Here is a 22,351-nt window from a genome sequence, read left to right as displayed (position 1 = left end):
GCGGACCATAAACTTCAGATAGTTATTATTATCCGCGATCGCTTTGGCAAAGCAACCCACCTGAAAGCGTCAGGCAAGCTTAGCCGGCGGCGAGAAGAACATATCGCTGAACAGGCCGCTGGAGAGCTTTCTGAACCCCAGCCCGATCAGCGTACAAATCGCCAGGCTCGCGAACGGATAAACCAGCAGTATAGCCATCACCAGCTTATCGGACAGTTCACCCGCGTTAATCTGCGCAATCATAAACAGGCTCAGCGCTTCGATGACGATGCGGTGCGTGGTGTAAATCGCAATGGTGTTGGAGCCGACAACGTTCAGAAACGCATCGGCGCTGCTCTCACGCCAGCTATCCAGCGTATAGAAAATCTTCATGATCGCGAAAATCGACACCACTGAAATCACCAGCGGAACGTTGACCAGGTAGAGCGCCAGCGAACCGACGGCCACCAGCGCGCAAATCAGCGGATGCTGGCGGAAGCTGAAGTTTTTCATCCAGGTCATCAGCTGCGGGCCGAACCACGCGCCCAGCCCGTAATAACACATATTACGCACCACGCTGTTCATCCCCCACCACGGCAGCGGCATAAAGCTGATGACCACGTTGATGCCCAGCAGGGCAATCAGCACCGGCACCTTCCAGGCGCGCAGCGCTTTGAAGAACACGAAATAAACGACCAGCGCGTACAGATACCACAGGCTGGTGCTGGCTTTTGCCATGCTGGCGATAAACTGCATTACGGAGTCGGCATAGGCCGCGTTTGAAGCCGGGTTGCGCACCAGGTCCGGCGCGAGCCACTGATTGATAAGCGTGATCCCCAGCCACTGCAGAACGCCCCACAGGACCAGAACATAAAAAATATTCCAGATGCGCTTATCAATGCACGCCCGCCACTTCACCTCCTCTACATAGCGGTGGATCAGATAGCCGGAAATGAAAAAGAACACCGGCATACGGAACGGCGCGAGGTACAGGTTCAGGTAGGTCCAGCTCTTGGCGATATAGAGGTTTAGCCCAACGGGCAGGGACGTCAGATGGGGATAGAAGGTGATGACCGAGTGATAAATAACCACCAGGCAAATGCACAGCCCCTTGATGTGATTGATCCAAAGTTGTTTATTTTTCATGCCGGAAACAGCGTCTCTCTTTTACTGATTGTGGCCGTTAAGGCTGGCGGACGGGGGAAGGCATTAAAATTCGATTTATCTGTTTTTGGAAAGAGGCCGACGGCTTTAGGATATTCCGCAGGGTGACGAGCGTTAAACGGGCGCAATTGTCCGTAACAAAGTCGTAAAAACAAAGCGTTATGAGTTTGATTCAATTGATTTTTCCGTTGTTCTGAAACATCAAAAACACTTTATAATTCATTTACTTGATAGGGTATCGCTTATATACTTCTCGCCAACTTTGCTTTCGCCACTGCAACAAGACGGATTTCATGTATCAACCTGTCGCGTTATTTATAGGCCTGCGCTACATGCGCGGGCGGGCATCCGACCGCTTCGGTCGCTTTGTCTCCTGGCTGTCCACCATCGGTATTACGCTCGGCGTGATGGCCCTGGTGACGGTACTTTCCGTGATGAACGGCTTCGAGCGCGAGCTGCAGAATAATATTCTGGGCCTGATGCCGCAGGCGCTGATCACCTCGCCGACCGGCTCCATCAATCCTGAAAAACTTCCCGCTGCAAGCCTCAAACTACAGGGCGTTAACCGCATCGCGCCGGTTACCACCGGTGACGTAGTGCTGCAAAGCGCGCGCAGCGTGGCGGTGGGCGTGATGCTCGGCATTCAGCCGCAGGAAAAAGATCCCCTTTCCCCGTACCTGGTCAACGTGAAGCAAACCGACCTCGAGGCGGGGAAATACAACGTCATTCTGGGCGAGCAGCTTGCGGGCCAGCTCGGCATTAAGCGTGGCGACAGCATCCGCATTATGGTGCCGTCCGCCAGCCAGTTCACGCCGATGGGCCGCGTGCCGAGCCAGCGCCTGTTTAACGTTATTGGCACCTTTGCCGCCAACAGCGAAGTGGACGGCTACCAGATGCTGGTGAACCAGCAGGACGCCTCGCGCCTGATGCGCTACCCGCTGGGGAATATTACCGGCTGGCGTCTGTGGCTCGATCGGCCGCTGAAGGTGGATGAGCTCAGCCAGCAGAAGCTGCCGCAGGGCACGGAATGGAAGGACTGGCGCGAACGCAAGGGCGAGCTGTTCCAGGCCGTGCGCATGGAAAAGAACATGATGGGGCTGCTGCTGAGCCTGATCGTGGCGGTGGCCGCCTTTAACATTATTACCTCGCTGGGCCTGCTGGTGATGGAGAAGCAGGGCGAAGTCGCCATCCTCCAGACCCAGGGCCTGACGCGGCGGCAGATCATGGCGGTGTTTATGGTGCAGGGGGCCAGCGCCGGGGTGATCGGCGCGCTGCTCGGGGCGCTGCTGGGCGCGCTGCTTGCCAGCCAGCTGAATAATCTGATGCCGATAATCGGCGCGCTGCTGGACGGCGCAACCCTGCCGGTCGCCATCGAACCTGTACAGGTGATTGTGATTGCCATCGTGGCAATGGCCGTCGCGCTGTTATCCACGCTTTACCCGTCGTGGCGCGCCGCCGCGACACAACCCGCCGAGGCTTTACGTTATGAGTAATTCTGTCCTGCTGCAGTGTGACAACCTGTGCAAACGCTATCAGGAAGGCAAAGTGCAAACGGATGTGCTGCACGATGTCAGCTTCAGCATCAACGCGGGCGAGCTGATGGCGATCGTCGGCAGCTCCGGCTCCGGCAAAAGTACCTTATTACACCTGCTGGGCGGGCTGGATACGCCAACCTCCGGCGACGTGATTTTCAACGGCCAGCCGATGAGCACCCTGTCTTCGTCCGCCAAAGCCGAGCTGCGCAACCGCGAGCTGGGCTTTATCTATCAGTTCCACCATCTGCTGCCGGACTTCACGGCGATGGAAAACGTCGCCATGCCGCTGCTGATCGGCAAAAAGAACACCGATGAAACTAAGCAGCGCGCGCTGGACATGCTGAAAGCCGTGGGCCTTGCTCACCGCAGCAGCCACCGTCCTTCGGAGCTGTCCGGCGGCGAGCGCCAGCGCGTGGCGATTGCCCGAGCGCTGGTGAACAACCCGCGCCTGGTGCTGGCGGATGAGCCAACCGGTAACCTGGACGCCCGCAACGCGGACAGCATCTTCGAGCTGCTCGGCGAGCTGAACGTTCGCCAGGGCACCGCGTTTCTCGTCGTCACGCACGATCTGCAGCTGGCTAAGCGCATGTCCCGCCAGCTGGAGATGCGCGACGGGCGTCTGACGCAAGAATTAACCCTGATGGGGGCTGATTGATGGCTTCGCCGCTCTCCCTGCTGATTGGTTTACGTTTTAGCCGCGGGCGCCGCCGCAGCGGCATGGTTTCGCTGATTTCCGTTATCTCCACGGTCGGCATCGCGCTGGGCGTGGCGGTTTTGATTGTCGGCCTGAGCGCCATGAACGGCTTCGAGCGCGAGCTGAACAACCGTATCCTGGCGGTTGTCCCGCACGGTGAAATCGAGCCGGTCAACCAGCCGTTCAAAGACTGGAACGGCGTGCTGCAGCGCGTTGAGAAGGTAAAAGGCATTGTTGCCGCAGCACCTTATATCAACTTTACCGGCCTGGTAGAGAGCGGGGCGAACCTGCGCGCAATCCAGGTGAAAGGCGTCGATCCGCAGCAGGAAGCGCACCTCAGCGCGCTGCCGCAGTACGTGCAGAACAACGCCTGGAAAGATTTCAAAGCGGGCCAGCAGCAGATCATCATCGGTAAGGGCGTTGCCGACGCGCTGAAGGTGAAGCAGGGCGACTGGCTGTCCATCATGATCCCGAACAGCGACGGCGGCACCAAGCTGCTGCAGCCGAAGCGCGTGCGTCTGCACGTGGCGGGCATTTTAGCCCTCAGCGGCCAGCTGGATCACAGCTTCGCGATGGTGCCGATGGCCGACGCGCAGGGCTATTTAGACATGGGTGACAGTGTCACCGGCATCGCCATCAAGGTGAATGACGTCTTTAACGCCAACAAGCTGGTGCGCGACGCGGGCGAAGTCACCAACGCTTACGTCTATATCAAAAGCTGGATTGGCACCTACGGCTACATGTACCGCGACATCCAGATGATCCGCGCCATTATGTATCTGGCGATGGTGCTGGTGATCGGCGTGGCCTGCTTCAACATCGTCTCCACGCTGGTGATGGCGGTGAAGGACAAGAGCAGCGATATCGCCGTGCTGCGTACCCTGGGCGCAAAAGACGGCCTGATCCGCGCCATTTTCGTCTGGTACGGCCTGCTGGCCGGGCTGTTCGGCAGCGTCAGCGGCGTGATTGTCGGCGTGCTCGCCTCCTGGCAGCTGACCAACATCATCAACTTTATTCAGAAGGTGATCGGGCACCGTTTCCTGTCCGGCGACATCTACTTTATCGATTTCCTGCCGTCGGAGCTGCACTGGCTCGACGTGTTCTACGTGCTGGTCACCGCGCTGCTGCTGAGCCTGCTCGCCAGCTGGTATCCGGCCAGACGTGCCAGCAGAATCGATCCGGCTCGGGTATTAAGTGGGCAATAAATTATCAATCTACTAATTAGCCCTAAATAATTCGAGTTGTAGGTAGGCGGCCAGGGAAGGAATCCCCAGGAGCTTACTTTAGTAAGTGACTGGGGTGAGTTCCTGCAGCCAACACCCCTACAGCTCGAAGTATGACGGGATAAGGGGAGCAGCGATGTATTACGGATTTGACATTGGCGGCACTAAAATGGCTCTTGGGGTGTATGACACGGAGCGTCGCCTGCAGTGGGAAACTCGGGTTCCCACCCCGCACGACAGTTATGAGAATTTCTTAGCGGCTATCGTCTCCCTGGTTAAGGAGGCCGATAGCCGTTTTGGCATCAAAGGGTCGGTGGGGATAGGTATTCCGGGCATGCCGGTAACCGACGACGGCACGCTGTACGCCGCCAACGTACCCGCCGCCAACGGCAAACCGCTGAAAGCCGATCTCACCAGGCTGCTTGAGCGTGATGTCCGCCTTGATAACGATGCGAACTGCTTCGCGCTGTCCGAAGCCTGGGACGACGACTTCCGCGACTATCCGGTGGTGATGGGCCTGATCCTCGGCACCGGCGTCGGCGGCGGTATTATCGTCAACGGCAAATCCATCACCGGGCGCAACTACATCACCGGTGAATTCGGCCACACCCGCCTGCCGGTAGATGCGCTGAACGTTGTCGGGCGCGATTTCCCGCTCACGCGCTGCGGCTGCGGCCAGAACGGCTGTATCGAAAACTATCTTTCCGGGCGCGGATTTGCGTGGCTCTACCAGCACTTCTACTCTGAAGCGCTGGAGTCAAAAGAGATTGTGGCCCGTTTCTATGCGGGTGACGAAAAGGCGGTGGCCCACGTCGACCGCTTCCTGGAGCTGCTGGCGGTTTGCCTCGGCAGCCTGCTGACCGCCATCGATGCGCATCTGGTGGTGGTGGGCGGTGGCCTGTCAAACTTCCAGGAAATTTATAAGCAGCTGCCGGGACGTTTGCCAAAATATTTATTGCCGGTTGCCAAAGTGCCGCGCATTGAACCCGCACGCCATGGCGATGCCGGCGGCATGCGTGGCGCGGCCTTCCTCCACCTTACGGAGTAAACTATGCTTTCGCGTCGTCAGCACCGGCTGAGCCGGTTTCGCAAAACCAAACGCCTGCTGCGCCAGCGCGCCTTTTTCAGAGACACACCAGGACCGGAAGCGATGGATAAACCCAGAGTAGTGGTACTGACCGGGGCGGGGATCTCCGCCGAATCCGGCATTCGCACCTTTCGTGCAACGGACGGGCTGTGGGAAGAGCACCGCGTGGAGGACGTTGCCACGCCGGAAGGCTTTGCCCGCGACCCTGAGCTGGTGCAGGCCTTTTATAACGCCCGCCGCCGCCAGCTCCAGCAGGCTGAGATCCAGCCCAACGCCGCGCATCTGGCGCTGGCGAAGCTCGAAGAAGAGCTGGGCGACCACTTCCTGCTGGTGACGCAGAATATCGACAACCTGCACGAGCGCGCCGGGAACAAAAACGTCATCCACATGCACGGCGAACTGCTCAAGGTGCGCTGCTCCCAGAGCGGGCAGATCCTCGAGTGGAAGGGCGACGTCACGAACGAAGATCGCTGCCACTGCTGCCAGCTCTCCGCCGCGCTGCGCCCGCACGTGGTGTGGTTCGGCGAGATGCCGCTGGGCATGGATGAGATTTACCAGGCGCTGGCGACGGCGGACTACTTCATCGCCATCGGCACCTCTGGCCACGTCTATCCGGCGGCGGGCTTCGTCCATGAAGCCCGTTTGCAGGGGGCGCACACCGTCGAGCTTAACCTGGAGCCAAGCCAGGTAGGCAGCGAGTTCGAAGAGAAGCACTACGGGCTGGCGAGCGAAGTGGTGCCGGAGTATGTCGACAGGCTGCTGAAAGGGCTTTAAGCGTCGGATGGCGCGGCGCTTTTCCACCCAGCGTGAAAGGTGCGTAGGGTGGATAAGCGCCAGCGCCATCCACCGTTTGATCTCCCCTTCAATTCTCACCAGCAAACGTTTACAACCTCTGCTTTTGTGCCTACTTTGTTTGCATACGTATTCACTACGGGAAAGCAAATGAAAGCCATGCGCCTGAAGCCGGTTGCCGACTGCCGCGACGATATCGCCCGCCGGTTAGATGCCATCGAAACAAACGGTCCGCTCAATGCCATTCTCGGCGTTAACCCGGATGCCGTAGCCCAGGCGGAACGCTGCCACCGGGCCAGCTTACGCGGCACCTCTTTCGGCCCGCTGCACGGCCTCCCCATCATCATCAAAGATAATATCGCCTGCGCCGGGATGCCCGTCACGCTCGGCTGCCGGGGGCTGGCCTCTCTGCATGCTACAGCTGATTCGCTGGCCGTGCGGCGGCTGCGGGAGGCCGGGGCAATAATTCTGGCCCGCGCCAATATGTCTGAATTTGCCTTCGACGTCCGCTCGCGCAGCTCTCTGGGCGGGGATGTGCGTAACCCGCTGGCCACGGGCATTACGGCAGGCGGATCGAGCGGCGGAAGCGCTGCGGCGGTTGCCGCCGGGATGGCAGACGGCGCGCTGGGAACGGATACCGGCGGATCTATCCGCATTCCCGCAGGCTATACCGGGCTGGTTGGCCTGAGGCCCGCGCACCGGCGGGAAATGCTGGATGGCGTGGCGCCTCTTTCTTTAAGCAAGGACACGGTAGGGCCGATGGTGCATACCGTGCGGGACGCCGCGCTGCTGCACGCGATTATCCACGGCGTTAAGCCATCGCCCCTGCCGGAAATGCCGCTGTCCGGCATTCGCCTTGGCGTGGTTTCAGCCCTGGAAGGGAACGATGAGATTCAGAGGCAGGTATGGCACGCGGCGCTGGAAACATTGCGGCAGGCCGGAGCGAGCATCATCCCCGTTACGCTGCCTGAACTGGATGCCGTGCGGCAGGCTACCTGCCTCAGCGTTTATGAGTTCCGGCTGGCCATTGACGCCTGGCTAAAAGGGCACGCCGACGCCCCGGCAGGGCTGGCGGCCATTTTCGATTCAGGGCAGTTCCTGCCCGAGTTTTCCCCGTTTATCACCCTGCTGCTGGAAGCGAAAACCCTGAAAAACCCGGAGTGGCTGGCGGGACGCAGGTTCCGCCGTCGTTTGCGGCAGAGCCTTGCTGAGGTGCTGGCGGTAAAAAATCTGCAGGGTTTGCTCTATCCAACCGTCAGCCAGCTCCCGGTTAGCCTTGAGAAGATGCCGCCGGGCTGCGCGCCAGAGCTTGCCGCCATCAGCGGGCTGCCAGCGGTGACGTTTCCCTGCGGCATAAGCAGCAGAGGGCTGCCGGTGGGGATGGAGATTTTGTCCGGGGAGAGGGATGAGAGTTTGCTGCTGAGCGTGGCGCTGGCGTGTGAAACGGCGTTACATACCGGCGGATGATGCTACGCTTATCCGCCCTACGTTCAGTCTGGTGGCATTACATCTATGCTTATCCGCCCTACGTTCAGTCTGGTGTAGGGCGGATAAGCGCCAGCGTCATCCGCCGAAAGGCTTTAGCGACCGGCCTTCAGCTTCTGGAAATAAGACTCGTAGATCGTGCTGGCATCGCCCACGTCGTTCTGCCATTCGCCGTTCTTCAGCACCGCTTCGTCCGGGTAGAGCGTCTTGTCACCGGCTACTTCTTTCGGCAACAGCTTGCGGGCGGCCAGGTTTGGCGTCGGGTAGCCGATGGTTTCCGCGACCTGCTTCGCCACGTCCGGGCGCAGCAGGAAGTTAATCAGCTTCAGCGCGCCGTCGACGTTCTTCGCGTTCGCCGGAATCGAAAGGTTATCCATCCAGAAAATGCCGCCTTCTTTCGGCCAGACGATTTCCAGCGGGGTGCCTGCCTGGCGGGCCACGTAGGCCGAACCGTTCCATACCATGCCCAGATTCACTTCGCCTTCCATGTACGGGTTCGCCGGGTTATCGGAGTTGAACGCCGCCACGTTTGGCATCAGCTTCTGCAGCTCGTGATACGCCGCCTCAATCTCTTTCGGGTCGGTGGTGTTGCCGGAATAGCCCAGCTTGCGCAGCGCGACCTGGAAGACCTCGCGCGCGTCGTCGGTCAGCAGCAGGCTCTGCTTATACTCCGGCTTCCACAGGTCCGCCCAGCTGGTCACGGTTTTCGGGTCGATCTCTTCGCTGTTCACGCCGATGGCGGTCGCGCCCCAGATGTAGGGAATCGAGTAGTCGTTGTTCGGATCAAACGGCTTATTGAGCATCTCCGGGTCGAGATTTTTGAAGTTGCTCAGCCTGCTTTTGTCGATCTTCTGGATCATGCCCTCTTTGCGCATTTTCGCCACAAAGTAGGTGGACGGGACGACTAAATCATACGCGCCGTCCTTATAGGTCTTGAGCTTGGCGTACATGGTTTCGTTCGACTCGTAGGTCGAATAGATAACCTTGATGCCCGTCTCTTTGGTGAACTGCTCCAGCAGCCCCGGCGGCACGTACTCCGTCCAGTTATAGAAGTAGAGCGTCTTGCTGTCGTCGGCGTGGGCGGCGCTGACGCCCAGCGCCAGAGCACCCGCAGCCAGCAGGTGGCGTGACCATTTTTTCATTTAAACGTCCCCTGAGTTTTGGTTTTATCACGAAGGATAAGCTGGGAGGCGATGACCATGCCCAGCGACAGTACTAATAAAATGGTGGCCAGCGCGTTCACCTCGGGCGAGACGCCAACCTTCACCATCGAATAGATCTTCAGCGGCAAAATTTCATAGCCCGGCCCGGTCACGAACGAGGAGACGACCACGTCGTCCATCGACAGGGTAAAGCTCAGCAGCCAGCCTGCGGCCACGGCGGGCATCGCCAGCGGCATAATGATTTTGCGCAGAATAGTAATTTCCCCCGCGCCCAGATCCCTTGCCGCCTCCAGCATGCGCACGTCGAACCCCTTGAGGCGGGAATAGACGGTGACCACCACAAACGGCAGGCAGAAGGTGATGTGCGAGAACAGCAGCGACCAGAAGCCGAGCTGCACGCCCAGCAGCATAAACAGCACCAGCAGCGAGATGGCCATCACGATGTCCGGGGACATCATCACCACGAACAGCATGCCGCTGACGAAGGGCTTGCCGCGAAAGCGATAGCGGAACAGGGCGACCGCCGTCAGCGTACCGATAAGCGTCGCGGCGGTGGCGGAAAAGACCGCCATGGTCAGCGAGTGCTGCGCCGCCTGCAGCAGGCTGTCGTTATTCATCAGCAGGCTGTACCACTTAGTGGTAAATCCCTGCCAGTTAATGCCGAAGCGCGAGCTGTTAAACGAGTTCACGATCAAAATGATGATCGGGATATACAGATAGGCATAGATGGCGGACATAAAGCCGCCGCGTAACAGGCGACCGATCATTCCAGCTCCACCTTCTTGTTCAGCAGGCGCGAGGCGCGCCAGTAAATCAGCAGCATCAGCCCCATCACCAGCGTCAGCGTAATGCTGGTGGCCGCGCCGAACGGCCAGTCGCGGATGTTCAGGAACTGGCTCTTGATCACGTTGCCGATAAGCAGGTTTTTCGCGCCGCCCATCAGGTCCGAAACGTAGAACAGCCCCATCGCGGGCAGCATTACCAGCAGGCACCCGGCGATAATCCCCGGCATGGTCAGCGGAATGATAATGCGCAGGAAGGTTTGCAGCTTGCTGGCGCCCAGGTCACGCGCGGCTTCCAGCAGCGGCTTGTCCAGCTTCTCGATGCTGGAATAGAGCGGCATCACCATAAACGGCAGCAGGATGTAGACCAGCCCCAGGATCACCGCGCTTTCGGTGTACATGATGCGGATCGGCGTGTCGATAACCCCCAGCCACAGCAGCAGGGCGTTAAGATAGCCTTTGGTGCTGAGGAAAATCTTCAGCCCGTAGATGCGGATCAGCGAATTGGTCCAGAACGGCACAATCAGCAGGAACAGCAGCAGCGGGCGCACGCGCTGCGGCAGGCGGGCCAGGAACCAGGCAAACGGATAGCCCAGCGCCAGGCAGGCGAAGGTGGCTATCAGCGCCATGTTCAGCGAGTGCAGCAGCACCTCCGCATACAGCGGATCCGCAAGGCGGGCATAGTTGTCCAGCGTGAACACCATGCTGACAAAATTCGCGTCGTCACGGGTCAGGAAGCTGGTGCCGATAATCATCAGGTTGGGCAGGAACACGAACAGCACCAGCCAGCCGACGACGGTGAAAATCACCCCATTCTGGAACTTACGCGAGCGCTTCATCTGCCAGCACAACCTCCCAGCTCTCAACCCAGGTGACGGCCATCTTCTGGTCCAGCGAGTGGTCGAAGTCCGGATCGTCTTCGTTAAAGAACTCGCTCACCATCACCATCTTGCCGTTTTCCAGCTCAACGCTGGACTCCAGCGTCATCCCTTTATAGTTGCGCTCCCGCACGTAGCCAATCAGGCCGTCGACCTCGCTCGAATCATTGATCTCTTCAACGCGCAGATCCTCCGGGCGCAGCAGCACGTTCAGCGTCTGCCCCGCCGTAACCGGCAGGGTAGCAAAGATATTACACTCGCGGCCCTCTACGCTCGCACGCACCCGCTGTTCGTCAATGCGTTCGATGACGGTGGCGGTGAAAATATTGATCTCGCCGATGAAGCTCGCCACAAACAGGTTTTTAGGCTCTTCGTAGATTTCACGCGGCGTGCCGTCCTGCACTATTCGCCCGTCGCGCATCACCACAATGCGGTCTGACATGGTCAGCGCCTCTTCCTGATCGTGGGTAACGAACACGAAGGTGATGCCGAGCTTGCGCTGCAGGGCTTTCAGCTCGTTCTGCATCTGCTTACGCAGTTTGTAATCGAGGGCGGAAAGAGATTCATCAAGCAGCAGCAGGCGGGGCTTGTTCACCACGGCGCGGGCGATGGCAACGCGCTGCTGCTGGCCGCCGGAGAGCTGGTGCGGCTTACGTTGCGCGAACTCGTCCAGCTGCACCATTTTCAGAGCCTCGAGCACGCGGGGCTGGATCTCAGCCGCGGGCGTTTTCTGCATTTTCAGACCGAAGGCGACGTTCTCGTACACGGTCATATGCGGAAACAGGGCGTAGCTCTGGAAGACGGTATTGACGTGACGGTGCTCGGCGGGGACCTGGGTAATGTCCTGCGACTCGAGGGAAATCGTGCCGGTATCGACATTTTCCAGCCCGGCTATCAGGCGTAATACGGTGGTTTTGCCGCAGCCGGAAGGGCCTAGCAGCGTCAGGAATTCACCATTGTTGATGGTGAGAGAGAAATCAGAAATTACGGATTTACCATCAAAGCTCTTACCAACTCCCGCCAGTTCAACCAGCGGAGAGAGCGAACATTGCTGTTTATTCAATTTTTTACGCTGTCCCATAAATAACGCACCGGATAAAGCCGCGATGCGGGGTTTGTGAGTAACCACCTTGAGGTTTGGCACATTTCGATAAGGGCTGGCATTCTACGGCAAAGTCCGAAAATCGCCAATCCTTGTAAGGCCCCCGCAGCCAGTTCAATCGCCTGTTTCGACTAAGTTTATCGTCAGGGCACCAGATTAGGACTAATTTTAGACGTAACGGGCTAACAGTGACCTGAAACAATATTTACCCCGACGGCATATTGATAATAACGGTACTAAATACGAGGGTAGCCAAATGGATAAATTATTAGAGCGTTTTTTGCATTACGTCTCTCTGGATACGCAGTCAAAGCCCGGCGTTAAGCAGGTGCCCAGCACTGAAGGGCAGTGGAAGCTGTTAAGGCTACTTAAAGAGCAGCTGGAAGCTATGGGCCTGGTGAATGTTTCACTGGGGGAGCACGGCACCGTGATGGGCACGCTGCCCTCGAATGTGGATAAGCCCGTCCCGGCCATCGGCTTTATTTCACATGTCGATACCGCGCCGGACTTCACCGGCAAAAACGTCAATCCGCAGATTGTCGAAAACTATCGCGGCGGGGATATCGCGCTGGGGATCGGCGACGAAGTGCTGTCGCCGGTGATGTTCCCGGTGCTGCACCAGCTGCTGGGCCAGACGCTGATCACCACCGACGGCAAAACGCTGCTGGGCGCGGATGACAAAGCGGGCGTGGCGGAAATCATGACCGCGCTGGCGGTATTAAAAGAAAAAAATATCCTGCATGGCGATATCCGCGTGGCCTTCACGCCGGATGAAGAAGTCGGCAAAGGCGCAAAATTCTTCGACGTCGAGGCGTTCGATGCCCGCTGGGCCTACACCGTGGACGGCGGCGGAGTGGGGGAGCTGGAGTGCGAAAACTTCAACGCGGCTTCTGTCACCATCAAAATCGTGGGCAACAACGTTCACCCCGGCACGGCAAAAGGGGTGATGGTTAACGCGCTGTCGCTTGCCGCCCGCATCCACGCGGAAGTCCCCGCCGACGAAAGCCCGGAATGCACGGAAGGTCACGAAGGGTTCTATCACCTGCACGGCATTAAAGGCACGGTGGATAAAGCCGAAATGCACTACATCATCCGTGACTTCGACCGCGAGCAGTTCGAAGCGCGCAAACGCCGAATGATGGACATCGCCAAAAAGGTCGGCAAAGGCCTGCACCCGGACTGCTATATAGAATTGATCATCGAAGACAGCTACTACAACATGCGCGAGAAGGTGGCAGAGCACCCATATATTGTCGACGTCGCCCGCCAGGCAATGCAGGACTGCAACATAGAGCCGGTGATGAAGCCAATCCGCGGCGGCACCGACGGCGCACAGCTGTCGTTCAAAGGCCTGCCGTGCCCGAACCTGTTCACCGGCGGCTATAACTACCACGGCAAGCACGAGTTCGTCACGCTGGAAGGAATGGAAAAAGCGGTAGCGGTGATTGTGCGGATTGCTGAGTTAACGGCTAAACAAAGCTAATAGTTAAAAGGTGCTGGCTTTTGGGTTGGCACTTTTTTTTTGCGTTTTGTCTCGTATTTTGTCTTTAAGCCAAAAGTTAGAAGGGATTGCCATGTAATAAAATCCTTTTATTAATAAAGCCAATAGCCAGCCTTAGCTGATTCTACGAGCATTTTCAGGGTGAGTGGTTCGGGTTCTTTCCATGTCCATTTACTTTCTTTCGAGCGTAAGCAGTTCAGCGGTATTAAAGTTTCTTCATTAGGCCAGTATTTTCTGAATGCAAAATCTCTTCTTTCGACTTCGAAATGCGAAAAATACTGATCGATAATATCTATTGCATCTTCATCAGCCCAGGGGTATTTACCAGTGGATAGACTGGTCTCCAGTGTCAAAACAGGCTTCCTGAAAAAAGGTATAACACGCCCATTCCAGTTTTCGTTATACCAGTCCATAACCTGCTGTTCTATGTTGTCTGAATTGCTCATTAAATACCTACCAAATCCTATCGGAAGGGTTAGCGATGATGTTGTATTTGCTGATCGCTTTAAAGGTGATAATAGACACATCAGCAGCTAAAATCACCCATCCAACCAAAGGCATGGTAGATTACCTCACCTAGCGAAGTTAAACGGCCAGGCGTTGGAAACTAAAGATGCATTAATATAGCGAACATGCTCAATAGTCGCGCCAAATAGCGCTTTTCCCGCTCAGTAAGGATTTATTGCATGACTTTAAATATACGACAAGCCACCTTAACAGATTCAGCCTTGCTGAAAGAGCTGGGCTACAGCCTCTATCCCGCGCACTTTAAGCAAATGTGGGCGTCCGAGTCTGAAATGAATGACTTTTTACAGAATGAATACTCCATTTCAGTGATTGAACAGAGCATGCAAGACAGCAACATCTGCTGGTATGTCGCAGAAGCCGGGCGCCCGATTGGTTTTATGAAACTGACATGGGAAAGCCGGGTTCCTGACTCGGACATCAGCGGTGTCCTCCTTAACAAGCTCTACCTTGATCCTGAGGAGACGGATAAAGGCTATGGTCAGCTGATATTTGACAGAATCACAGAGCTTGTCCGGCAAAACGGGAAGAATTATTTGTGGCTGGAGGTTCTTGAACAGAATGAACGCGCGCGTTCGTTCTACCAAAAGCAGGGTATGCGGGACCTCAGTGACATCATTTTCGAAACGGCTTCACAGCGAAGCGTTCTGAAGATAATGGGAATGCCTGTATAGATCGCAGCTGTGTTTTTCGGTCGCGACTGTCGGCGCTATTTCTTTTTTTCGCTTTATAAACAGACGAGCATAAAAGTATATTTTCTAAAGTGATGCAAACAACAATTAAATTTTCACACCATATTGCGATCCCCGCCGAATTTTTAAGGTTTCCAATAATTAACAGCAGTTTACCTGTTGACCCATCCAGTGTTTTTAGAGGAGAGTAGTAGCGCAGGCAATAAAGCATTGCAAAAAGAAGCGCCCCCGAATGGTGGTGGAACACCAGACGAGGGCTGACCACAATGTTAAAGAAGGTAACACCATGGCTATTAAGAATAGTACCACACTCGCTCGCCCTGAAATCACCGATAATCATTCTGCTTTTGCGGAGGATCTCACAGCCTTACTGAAATTACCGCTTGGCGCGGAGCACGATTTATTCCAGGTGCTGGCGATATGCCAGATTTATGCTGATGAATTAACTGAAACAAATAATCACTCTGAATGTTTAGCGCTGTGCGGGCGTCTGCTCGCCGGGCTAAATATGTTGAAGGCAGTTTTAAAAGCACCGCTGCCGAAACATCTTATTGAGCTGCTGACCGTTGAAGCTGGCGATACAGAAGAGTACCGCAGCCCGCTGACCACAGATTCAGAGACCGTCCGGGAATACTGCTGCGCATTAACTATGGTGCTGCTGAACCAGCAGGCTCCGGCAGACCAGCAGGAAACCATCATCGGGTTGTTGGGCGAACTGCTGGCTATGCTGGCAGACGATTTGAAAACGCCGCGCTTTATCCGTACTTCCGACGGGCTGGCGATGCTGGACGGCGAGGCCGTGCCGGGCATTCACTAACCGCGTTTTCTTCTTCCCGGCCAGCCAGCGTCTGGCCGGGAAGGCTGCCGCCAACTGGGTAATAAGTGCCACATCCGGTTCCCTTCGTCCTCGGCCAGATAAACCGCAGCGTCACCGGCGCTTTGCCTATCCCCGCTACGATGCCAGCATATTATTTGCCTGGCTTACTATACTGCGGATTATTATTAGCCTTCGCTTTTGCAGCTTTATTAAATGACGCCGGTCATAATCATATTCAATCTTGTTTTAAATACATTGCAGAGAATCTGTATTCCCTTTGGTTTTTCCTTAAGATCAATAGTTTAAAAATAAATTTTCCGTTAGCTAATTCAATCCCGGCTTCGGGCGGTTTGCTTTGCTAATAAGCAGACCGTAGGATTATTTTCAGGTTGCAGCGGACACCATTGCTACTTCCTTTGAATGTTTTACGGACAATATTTTAACACGATGCTATGGCGCCAGATATTGCAGATGCAGATGGTTGAATGGCTCAGCTATTAATAGATTAAGGATTGACGATGAAATTAAATAAAATTGCATACTCGCTTTTCATTTCCGGCGTATTAGCAGGCGGTGCCGCTCAGGCCGCGACAACGTCGGTTGCAGGGGGCTCCATCAATTTTGAAGGACAGGTTGTGGATGCGGCGTGCGCCATCTCCGCAGACTCTTTAAATCAGACGGTCATTCTGGACCAGGTCAAGGCGGCTAAGCTTGCCACCGCCGGTCAGGTGGCGGGCCAGCCGGTAGCCTTCCAGATCGTGCTTTCCGACTGCGACAGCGCCGTCAGCCAGAATGCGGCCGTCACCTTCAGCGGCCAGGCGGATGCAACCTCTGCGGATACGCTGGCGAACACCGCCGGTGCGGGTGCGGCAACCAACGTGGCCCTGCAGCTGTACGGTCCGGACGGGCAGAAGCTGCCGCTGGGCACCGCGTCTTCTGCGGTGACGTTAAACGAAGGCACCAACACGCTGCCGTTCAGCGTTGACTACATCGCAACGGGCGCGGCAGCAACGGCGGGTAGCGTCGCGGCGACGGCCACGTTCAGCATGAACTATTCCTGATCGGCAAAAAAATTCCTCCGCCACGGGCGGGGGAATATCAGCGGTTAAGGGAAAAGAGTACGAAGGGAAAGCAGGATGAAGACACAGGTTCGAAAATACAGCCGCATTGCCCGGCGGGTAAGTATTGCTGCCACAGGCGCGGGATTGCTGACGATGATGCTGGTTTCATCTGCCAGCGCGGGAGGAATTGCGCTTGGCGCAACGCGCGTTATTTATCCCCAGGGCGCAAGGGAAGCGACGCTTTCGCTGACGAATACCTCGGAAAGAGACCTTTATTTAATCCAGTCGTGGATAGCGAACGCGGACGGGAAAAAGTCCTCCGACTTTGTGCTGACCCCGCCGCTTTTTACCATGAAGCCGAAAAAAGAAAATACCCTGCGCATTATGTATACCGGGGCAAAACTGCCAACGGACAGGGAGACGGTCTTCTATCTCAACAGCAAGGCCATCCCTTCGGTTAATAAAGAAGCGTTAAAAGGCAACACGCTACAAATAGCCACGCAGAGCGTCATTAAATTATTCGTCCGCCCTCAGGGGCTGCCTTCCACCTCCGCAGAGGCACCTGCACGGCTGACCTGTAAAGTCAGCGGCGGACGCGTGACGGTTAATAATCCTTCGCCCTATTACGTCACTCTGGTGCAGTTCCACGCTGCGGGGCAAAAGCTCCCGAATTCAATGGTCGCCCCGAAAAGTTCGCTTACGGTGCAGGTTCCCGGCGGCAGATCCGGCGCGGTCAATTTCCAGACCGTAAATGATTACGGTGCCAATACGCCGAAACAGGCCTGCGGCTCCTGAGTTCTGCCTCATGACCGGGCATGGATGCCAGCGCAATGTAGTTTCACTGGAATAGGGAAGGGCGCTCAGTGCTGAAAATAACTCACCCCGTAGCGCCCCTGGCGGCGCTGGTCGCTCTGCTGGCCATGAAAAGCCATGCAGAGGCATATTTTAATCCGGCCTTTTTGTCCGACGACGCGTCGGCGGTGGCCGATTTATCCCGCTTTCAGGGCGATGCCCAGGCGCCGGGTATCTACCGCGTTGATCTCTATCTCAATGAAACGTTCCAGGCGAGGAAAGACGTCCGCTTTGTCGCCGCAGCGGCCACGCCTTCACGCCGCAATGACGATACGGGGCTTTCCCCCTGCCTGACGCCGGACATGCTTACGGCAATGGGGGTGAATACGGCGGCTGCGCCCGGCCTGAAAAATGCGCGGGCGGACAGCTGCCTGGATATCACCTCGGTGATTGAAGGGGCGACGGTCGATTTTGATTTCGGGAAGCTGCGGCTGGCAATTTCGGTGCCGCAGGCCATGATGAACAACTCCGCGCGCGGCTATATTCCGCCGTCCCAGTGGGACGAGGGCATTAACGCTTTGCTGCTGGACTACAACTTCACCGGCGCAAACAGCGAGCAGCGAAACGGTCCCGCCAGCAATAACTATTTCCTTGGCCTTAACAGCGGTATAAATATCGGCCCCTGGCGTCTGCGCGATTATTCGACGTGGAGCTACAGCAGCGGAAACCAGCGCAATAAAAGCGAAGTCCGGCACATTAATACCTGGCTTGAAAGAGCCATTATTCCGCTGCGCAGCGAGCTGGTGATGGGCGACAGCACGACGCCTTCCGACGTGTTCGACAGCCTGGGATTTCGCGGCGTGCAGCTGGCGTCCGACGACAACATGCTGCCGGACAGCCTGCGCGGCTTCGCCCCAACGATCCGCGGCATCGCCCGCAGCCACGCTCAGGTAACCGTCAGGCAGAACGGCTACACCATCTATCAAAGCTACGTTCCACCGGGGGCTTTTGCGATAAACGATCTGTTTCCCACGTCCTCCAGCGGCGATCTGGTGGTGGAGGTCAAAGAGTCGGACGGCAGCATCAACGTTTACAGCGTTCCTTATTCTTCGGTTCCGGTGCTCCAGCGCGAGGGGCACATCAAATATGCCGCCACCGCCGGGGAGTATCGCAGCAGCTCAGACATGCAGGAGGCGGTGAAATTTGCTCAGTCGACGCTGATCTGGGGGTTACCGGCAGGCTTTACCGCCTACGGCGGCACGCAGCTTGCGCAGGACTATAACGCCGTCGCGCTCGGCATGGGCGTCAACATTGGCCAGCTCGGCGCGCTTTCGCTGGACGTGACCCAGGCAAACAGCAGGCTTGCCGATGACAGCAGGCACAGCGGCAGCTCTCTGCGGTTTTTGTACGGAAAATCCCTGAACGAGCTGGGCACCAGTTTCCAGCTCATTGGCTACCGTTACTCGACGGAGGGGTTCTACACCCTCGAAGAGACCACCTGGAAACAGATGAGCGGCTACGCCGACGAGGAGCAGGATGCCGGCACGCCGTCCCGGCCGGTCACCAGCAGTTTCTATAACCTGCGCGACAGCAAGCGGGACAAGGTGCAGCTTAACGTCTCCCAGCAGCTGGGCAGCACCGGCTCGATATACCTGAGCGGCAGCCGACAGAGCTACTGGCACACCAGCGACACCAACACGCTTTTGCAGGCGGGCTACAGCGGCAATATCTCCGGCGTTTCGTGGACGCTCAACTACAGCTACAACAAGGTGCCGGGGCTGCACGCCGCCGATAACCGCGTAGCGTTCGGGTTTTCCGTACCGCTGAGCCAGTGGCTCTCCCCGGAGGGCGATATCACAGAGCAGAACAACAGCGCCTACGCAACCTACAGCGTCAGTTCCGATACCCACGGGCGCACCACGCAAAGCGCGGGGCTCAACGGCACGTTGCTGGAAGACAACAACCTTAATTACAGCGCACAGCAGGGCTATCAGAACCGCGGGGGTGGCGCAAATGGTTCCTTAGGCGCCAGCTATAACGGCTCCTGGGGTAATGCCAGCGCGGGCTACAACTACAGCGACAGCGGGAGCTACCAGCAGGTGAACTACGGGCTTAGCGGCGCGGTTGTTCTGCACCGGAACGGGCTGACCCTTTCGCAGCCGCTGGGGGATACCAACGTGCTAATCGCCGCCCCCGGTGCCGGAAACGTAAAGGTTGAAGATAACGCAGGCCTGCGCACTGACTGGCGCGGGTACGCCGTGGTGCCTTACGCCACGACTTACCGCATGAACCGCATGGCGCTGGACACCCGCACCCTGCCCGACAATGTCGATCTTGAGGGCACCGTGGTTAACGTGGTGCCAACCCGTGGAGCGCTGGTGCGCGCAGATTTCACTACCCACGTCGGGGCCAGGGCATTAATCAATCTGACCCATGACGGCAGGGCGGTGCCTTTCGGAGCGATGGTTACCACCAAAGAGGGGGCCAGCGGCATCGTCGGGGATAACGGGCAGGTTTATCTTTCCGGCCTGGCCCGGCAGGGGCAGCTTATCGTGCGCTGGGGGGAAGGGGATTCCCGCCAGTGCGTGGCGAAGTACAGGCTGCCAGAAGATGCCGCCAGCAAGGCGATTAATAAACTAACAAGGGTATGCCGGTAATGACAAAAATCTCTTACGCGAGCCTTCTGCCGCTGGGGTTACTCCTGATTATGACGACGGGCAAGGCGCTGGCATATACCTACACCTGCTCGCCTAAAAGCGGAACCCCCACCGTTATTGCCGGTAATTTTGGGACGGTAACAATCAGTGACACCACGCAGAACGTGGCGGGGCAGAGCTTCGATTCTGCAGCGCAGTGGAATACGGGTAGATCAATTCCCGTTAAGTGCGATACGCCAAATTCTGTTTCCGGGCGGCGTTTTACCGCCACTTCGCCGCTGCCGGTCTCCGTCAATGACGGAACGCGAATGTGGTACCGGGTCAATGAATACCTTGATACCGCAGTGCAAATTTACGCCAAAGGGCTGCGCTATATTCCCTTCAGCAATCTTTATACCGCCAGCGGCAACGACTCTAGCGGCGCGGGCCAGCTGACCGTGGGCTCGTCGGGGGTTATCGATTTGAAAATAGTCCGTCCCTTTGTGGGCACGACGGACTTCAACAATATTCATATCGCCAGCGTCTATATGTCGCACAAAAGCGGTGTAAACAGCCCCGTGCCTATCGCCGAGGTTTATCTCACCGGCACGGTTTCCGTTCCGCAAAACTGCACGGTGAATGCGGGTACGGTCATCAGCGTGAATCTCGGCACGCTGTACTCTACCGACTTCAACCACGCGGGCGAAATGCCGGATAGCTACTCGCCAAAATCGTTTACCTTCCCGGTGCAGTGCAACTACGGGGCCTCGCTGGCTAATCTTACCCTGCGGGTTACCGGGACGGCATCGGCGGACGAGAGCAGCGCGCTGCAGTCCAGTAACCCGGACGTCGGCGTTGTCATTACCGATAACAACGGGACGACGCTGGTCCCGAACGACTCCAGCAGCAACGTGCCGCTGCAGCTTAACCAGATTAGCGCCGACGATTACTCGACGGACGTCACCCTGAAGGCCTACCCCGTCAGCACCACGGGAAAGGCCCCGGCGGAAGGAACGTTCACCACGCTTGCGCTGTTGCGTATCGACTTTGCCTGATGGAGAAACGGAAATGCTGAAATTATGGCTATGCGTGGGCCTGCTGGCGCTGACCGCCGGGCGCGCGGCGGCGGAAACCTACAACCTGCAGCTGACGGGGACCATTTTGTCCCGCACCTGCGTCGTTTCGGCAGGCTCAGAAAGCCTGGTGGTGACGCTGGGCAACGTCAACAGCGCAAGGTTTAACGGGGCCGGGAGCGGCTCGCGCTACGAGCCTTTTACCCTGACGCTGGAAAAATGCGGCAGCGTTGCCAGCAACGTCAGCGTGACGTTCAACGGCACCGCGGACAGCCGGGATCCACAGCTGCTGGCTGTGGCTGCCGCCGCAGATCGCGCAACCGGCGTTGGCATCGCGATTTACGATCGCGATAAAAATCTGCTGCCGATAAATACGGAGGGGGAGAGCACGGCGCTGACGCCGGGGCAGGCAAAAGTCACGCTGGAATTTTATGCCCGCTATCTGGCAAACGGTGAGGAGGTCACCGCCGGATCGGCAAACGCCTCGGCGACCTTTATGCTGAACTACGCCTGATTCCATGAAGAGCCTCTTCAGGAGGAAAGCCCGCAGGCCGGGCTTTGGCATTCATAGAAAAAGATTATTTAATCCGGCGGGCGTTATCTGCTTTCCATTCTTCGTATGTCGCTTCGAGGATCCACAGACAGGTTGCTCCTTTGTCCGTTTCCAGCAGGGCCAGCCGGGTTCGCTGGTAAAAAGTCTCTATCTCAGCCGATTGTTTGTTAATGGGTCCCATGCAAACGAGGTCTGTCCCAACGAAATGAGGCCAGTCCCGAGAGTCCAGCACGACCAGAGCCTTCAACGCTCCTTCGGTGTTACTCGACAGTGCAGACGATAACGCATCTTCGAGCGCTTGCGACTGCTGCACGTTCGCAACTTTGGCAAGTTCGGGGGCCTTATCAAGCCAGGCCTGTTCTCCGGCAGCAATACCCGCCAAAGCAGCGGGCCAGCTGATGGTGGCGGCCATTGCGCTGGCCGCCATAGCTGACAGCAAAAGCAGCAGGGTTAACCGCCTCATCTGACCACCTCCAGCATTCCACCTACGCTGATTATCCGCCAGCGTGTTGCGGGGGACATTATGATGCAACCTTCCGAGGCGAATCCCGCTGGCTTGTTCACACGTTCGCCATGAATACGGAAGGCGGAGCGGCCATAAGAATCCCCTGAAGTCTGCTCCAGAATAATGGTGGCAGGGCCTTTTGAACGAGAATGGCCCGCGATGCGATAGGTGCCCCGGGGTAGTGGCCCCATCCCTTTAACCTGCTGGCGGTCAGGGTTGTTTTTATTGGTCAGGCGGTAATCCTCCCGAAAAACCGGTGTGTTCATAAGTAGAATTTTCTCGTAATCTGAACCGGGGAGATCTCTATGAAAA

Annotated in this window: 22 protein-coding genes and 1 pseudogene; 14 read left to right on the top strand and 9 right to left on the bottom strand. The window is 57.1% G+C overall.

What is annotated here, in order from left to right; genetic code table 11:
- Window positions 1-69: 69 nt before the first annotated feature.
- The gene (locus AAE045_RS21975) at window positions 70-1,125 is read right to left on the bottom strand and encodes an acyltransferase family protein (RefSeq protein WP_455549507.1); all 1,056 of its coding nucleotides are present in this window, start codon (window positions 1,123-1,125) and stop codon (window positions 70-72) included.
- Between the two features lie 311 nt (window positions 1,126-1,436).
- On the opposite strand from AAE045_RS21975, the gene lolC reads away from it, so the two are divergent.
- The 6 genes from lolC (at window position 1,437) to AAE045_RS21945 (ending at window position 7,941) form a co-directional block, all read left to right on the top strand.
- The gene (gene lolC, locus AAE045_RS21970; RefSeq protein WP_455549506.1) at window positions 1,437-2,636 is read left to right on the top strand and encodes a lipoprotein-releasing ABC transporter permease subunit LolC; all 1,200 of its coding nucleotides are present in this window, start codon (window positions 1,437-1,439) and stop codon (window positions 2,634-2,636) included.
- The gene (gene lolD, locus AAE045_RS21965) at window positions 2,629-3,333 is read left to right on the top strand and encodes a lipoprotein-releasing ABC transporter ATP-binding protein LolD (RefSeq protein ID WP_202307326.1); all 705 of its coding nucleotides are present in this window, start codon (window positions 2,629-2,631) and stop codon (window positions 3,331-3,333) included. Before lolC ends, lolD begins: the two co-directional genes overlap by 8 nt.
- Complete coding sequence (gene lolE / locus AAE045_RS21960) at window positions 3,333-4,577, top strand: ABC transporter permease (RefSeq protein WP_455427793.1); 1,245 nt, start codon at window positions 3,333-3,335, stop codon at window positions 4,575-4,577. Before lolD ends, lolE begins: the two co-directional genes overlap by 1 nt.
- 154 nt (window positions 4,578-4,731) lie before the next feature.
- Window positions 4,732-5,643, top strand: a complete 912-nt coding sequence (nagK, locus tag AAE045_RS21955) for an N-acetylglucosamine kinase (RefSeq protein ID WP_202307323.1) — start codon at window positions 4,732-4,734, stop codon at window positions 5,641-5,643.
- Window positions 5,644-5,646: 3 nt separating this feature from the next.
- A complete protein-coding gene (cobB, locus tag AAE045_RS21950) occupies window positions 5,647-6,456 on the top strand; it encodes a Sir2 family NAD+-dependent deacetylase (protein WP_455549505.1) in 810 nt (269 codons plus the stop codon).
- Between the two features lie 168 nt (window positions 6,457-6,624).
- The gene (locus AAE045_RS21945; protein ID WP_455549504.1) at window positions 6,625-7,941 is read left to right on the top strand and encodes an amidase; all 1,317 of its coding nucleotides are present in this window, start codon (window positions 6,625-6,627) and stop codon (window positions 7,939-7,941) included.
- Between the two features lie 113 nt (window positions 7,942-8,054).
- On the opposite strand, the gene potD is transcribed toward AAE045_RS21945, so the two are convergent.
- From potD to potA, 4 genes are read right to left on the bottom strand one after another with little or no spacing between them, the layout of a single operon-like run.
- On the bottom strand, window positions 8,055-9,101 hold the full coding sequence (gene potD / locus AAE045_RS21940; RefSeq protein ID WP_455549503.1) for a spermidine/putrescine ABC transporter substrate-binding protein PotD: 1,047 nt from the start codon (window positions 9,099-9,101) through the stop codon (window positions 8,055-8,057).
- Window positions 9,098-9,889, bottom strand: coding sequence for a spermidine/putrescine ABC transporter permease PotC (gene potC, locus AAE045_RS21935; protein ID WP_271132699.1), 792 nt, complete (start codon window positions 9,887-9,889; stop codon window positions 9,098-9,100). The genes potD and potC overlap by 4 nt, the downstream gene beginning before the upstream one ends.
- Complete coding sequence (gene potB / locus AAE045_RS21930) at window positions 9,886-10,743, bottom strand: spermidine/putrescine ABC transporter permease PotB (protein WP_202307298.1); 858 nt, start codon at window positions 10,741-10,743, stop codon at window positions 9,886-9,888. The genes potC and potB overlap by 4 nt, the downstream gene beginning before the upstream one ends.
- Entirely contained in the window at window positions 10,727-11,863 is a 1,137-nt protein-coding gene (potA, locus tag AAE045_RS21925; protein ID WP_455549502.1) for a spermidine/putrescine ABC transporter ATP-binding protein PotA, read from the bottom strand. The genes potB and potA overlap by 17 nt, the downstream gene beginning before the upstream one ends.
- 277 nt (window positions 11,864-12,140) lie before the next feature.
- Here potA and pepT point away from each other — a divergent pair, with 277 nt between their 5' ends.
- Window positions 12,141-13,367 carry a peptidase T gene (gene pepT / locus AAE045_RS21920; protein WP_455549501.1) on the top strand — a complete coding sequence of 409 codons (1,227 nt, stop codon included), beginning with the start codon at window positions 12,141-12,143 and terminating at the stop codon, window positions 13,365-13,367.
- A 110-nt stretch (window positions 13,368-13,477) separates the two neighbouring features.
- On the opposite strand, the gene AAE045_RS21915 is transcribed toward pepT, so the two are convergent.
- Both AAE045_RS21915 and AAE045_RS21910 read right to left on the bottom strand, forming a co-directional pair.
- On the bottom strand, window positions 13,478-13,831 hold the full coding sequence (locus tag AAE045_RS21915; protein ID WP_455549500.1) for a DUF1493 family protein: 354 nt from the start codon (window positions 13,829-13,831) through the stop codon (window positions 13,478-13,480).
- 7 nt (window positions 13,832-13,838) lie between these two features.
- Window positions 13,839-13,949: pseudogene (locus AAE045_RS21910) on the bottom strand (STM2901 family protein); the annotation flags it as partial.
- Between the two features lie 122 nt (window positions 13,950-14,071).
- Here AAE045_RS21910 and AAE045_RS21905 point away from each other — a divergent pair.
- The 7 genes from AAE045_RS21905 to AAE045_RS21875 all read left to right on the top strand — a co-directional run bounded on the left by AAE045_RS21905 (window position 14,072) and on the right by AAE045_RS21875 (window position 21,495).
- A complete protein-coding gene (locus tag AAE045_RS21905; protein ID WP_455549499.1) occupies window positions 14,072-14,584 on the top strand; it encodes an N-acetyltransferase family protein in 513 nt (170 codons plus the stop codon).
- Window positions 14,585-14,888: 304 nt separating this feature from the next.
- Window positions 14,889-15,419, top strand: coding sequence for a hypothetical protein (locus tag AAE045_RS21900; RefSeq protein ID WP_455549498.1), 531 nt, complete (start codon window positions 14,889-14,891; stop codon window positions 15,417-15,419).
- Between the two features lie 518 nt (window positions 15,420-15,937).
- Window positions 15,938-16,480, top strand: coding sequence for a fimbrial protein (locus AAE045_RS21895; protein WP_455549497.1), 543 nt, complete (start codon window positions 15,938-15,940; stop codon window positions 16,478-16,480).
- Between the two features lie 75 nt (window positions 16,481-16,555).
- Window positions 16,556-17,275, top strand: coding sequence for a fimbria/pilus periplasmic chaperone (locus AAE045_RS21890; RefSeq protein WP_455549496.1), 720 nt, complete (start codon window positions 16,556-16,558; stop codon window positions 17,273-17,275).
- 68 nt (window positions 17,276-17,343) lie between these two features.
- Complete coding sequence (locus tag AAE045_RS21885; protein WP_455549495.1) at window positions 17,344-19,929, top strand: fimbrial biogenesis usher protein; 2,586 nt, start codon at window positions 17,344-17,346, stop codon at window positions 19,927-19,929.
- On the top strand, window positions 19,929-20,963 hold the full coding sequence (locus tag AAE045_RS21880; RefSeq protein WP_455549494.1) for a fimbrial protein: 1,035 nt from the start codon (window positions 19,929-19,931) through the stop codon (window positions 20,961-20,963). Before AAE045_RS21885 ends, AAE045_RS21880 begins: the two co-directional genes overlap by 1 nt.
- A gap of 13 nt (window positions 20,964-20,976) precedes the next feature.
- Window positions 20,977-21,495 carry a fimbrial protein gene (locus AAE045_RS21875; RefSeq protein ID WP_455549493.1) on the top strand — a complete coding sequence of 173 codons (519 nt, stop codon included), beginning with the start codon at window positions 20,977-20,979 and terminating at the stop codon, window positions 21,493-21,495.
- Between the two features lie 64 nt (window positions 21,496-21,559).
- Here AAE045_RS21875 and AAE045_RS21870 read toward each other — a convergent pair whose 3' ends face one another.
- Together AAE045_RS21870 and AAE045_RS21865 are read right to left on the bottom strand one after the other, a co-directional pair.
- Window positions 21,560-21,997, bottom strand: coding sequence for a hypothetical protein (locus AAE045_RS21870; protein ID WP_455549492.1), 438 nt, complete (start codon window positions 21,995-21,997; stop codon window positions 21,560-21,562).
- Entirely contained in the window at window positions 21,994-22,305 is a 312-nt protein-coding gene (locus AAE045_RS21865; RefSeq protein WP_455549512.1) for a tlde1 domain-containing protein, read from the bottom strand. Before AAE045_RS21865 ends, AAE045_RS21870 begins: the two co-directional genes overlap by 4 nt.
- Between the last annotated feature and the right edge of the window lie 46 nt (window positions 22,306-22,351).

The organism is Dryocola clanedunensis (assembly GCF_038405435.1).
In the GTDB taxonomy this organism is placed as follows: domain Bacteria; phylum Pseudomonadota; class Gammaproteobacteria; order Enterobacterales; family Enterobacteriaceae; genus Dryocola; species Dryocola clanedunensis_A.
This window is presented reverse-complemented; position numbering and strand designations above follow the sequence as displayed.

Coding starts and splice junctions, on each gene's coding strand:
- potC (WP_271132699.1), bottom strand. CDS start 9,889: ATGATCGGTCGCCTGTTACGCGGCGGCTTTATGTCCGCCATCTATGCC.
- AAE045_RS21880 (WP_455549494.1), top strand. CDS start 19,929: ATGACAAAAATCTCTTACGCGAGCCTTCTGCCGCTGGGGTTACTCCTG.
- AAE045_RS21895 (WP_455549497.1), top strand. CDS start 15,938: ATGAAATTAAATAAAATTGCATACTCGCTTTTCATTTCCGGCGTATTA.
- lolE (WP_455427793.1), top strand. CDS start 3,333: ATGGCTTCGCCGCTCTCCCTGCTGATTGGTTTACGTTTTAGCCGCGGG.
- AAE045_RS21900 (WP_455549498.1), top strand. CDS start 14,889: ATGGCTATTAAGAATAGTACCACACTCGCTCGCCCTGAAATCACCGAT.
- potD (WP_455549503.1), bottom strand. CDS start 9,101: ATGAAAAAATGGTCACGCCACCTGCTGGCTGCGGGTGCTCTGGCGCTG.
- AAE045_RS21890 (WP_455549496.1), top strand. CDS start 16,556: ATGAAGACACAGGTTCGAAAATACAGCCGCATTGCCCGGCGGGTAAGT.
- AAE045_RS21945 (WP_455549504.1), top strand. CDS start 6,625: ATGAAAGCCATGCGCCTGAAGCCGGTTGCCGACTGCCGCGACGATATC.
- AAE045_RS21865 (WP_455549512.1), bottom strand. CDS start 22,305: ATGAACACACCGGTTTTTCGGGAGGATTACCGCCTGACCAATAAAAAC.
- lolD (WP_202307326.1), top strand. CDS start 2,629: ATGAGTAATTCTGTCCTGCTGCAGTGTGACAACCTGTGCAAACGCTAT.
- AAE045_RS21870 (WP_455549492.1), bottom strand. CDS start 21,997: ATGAGGCGGTTAACCCTGCTGCTTTTGCTGTCAGCTATGGCGGCCAGC.
- cobB (WP_455549505.1), top strand. CDS start 5,647: ATGCTTTCGCGTCGTCAGCACCGGCTGAGCCGGTTTCGCAAAACCAAA.
- AAE045_RS21915 (WP_455549500.1), bottom strand. CDS start 13,831: ATGAGCAATTCAGACAACATAGAACAGCAGGTTATGGACTGGTATAAC.
- AAE045_RS21875 (WP_455549493.1), top strand. CDS start 20,977: ATGCTGAAATTATGGCTATGCGTGGGCCTGCTGGCGCTGACCGCCGGG.
- nagK (WP_202307323.1), top strand. CDS start 4,732: ATGTATTACGGATTTGACATTGGCGGCACTAAAATGGCTCTTGGGGTG.
- AAE045_RS21905 (WP_455549499.1), top strand. CDS start 14,072: ATGACTTTAAATATACGACAAGCCACCTTAACAGATTCAGCCTTGCTG.
- potA (WP_455549502.1), bottom strand. CDS start 11,863: ATGGGACAGCGTAAAAAATTGAATAAACAGCAATGTTCGCTCTCTCCG.
- potB (WP_202307298.1), bottom strand. CDS start 10,743: ATGAAGCGCTCGCGTAAGTTCCAGAATGGGGTGATTTTCACCGTCGTC.
- lolC (WP_455549506.1), top strand. CDS start 1,437: ATGTATCAACCTGTCGCGTTATTTATAGGCCTGCGCTACATGCGCGGG.
- pepT (WP_455549501.1), top strand. CDS start 12,141: ATGGATAAATTATTAGAGCGTTTTTTGCATTACGTCTCTCTGGATACG.
- AAE045_RS21975 (WP_455549507.1), bottom strand. CDS start 1,125: ATGAAAAATAAACAACTTTGGATCAATCACATCAAGGGGCTGTGCATT.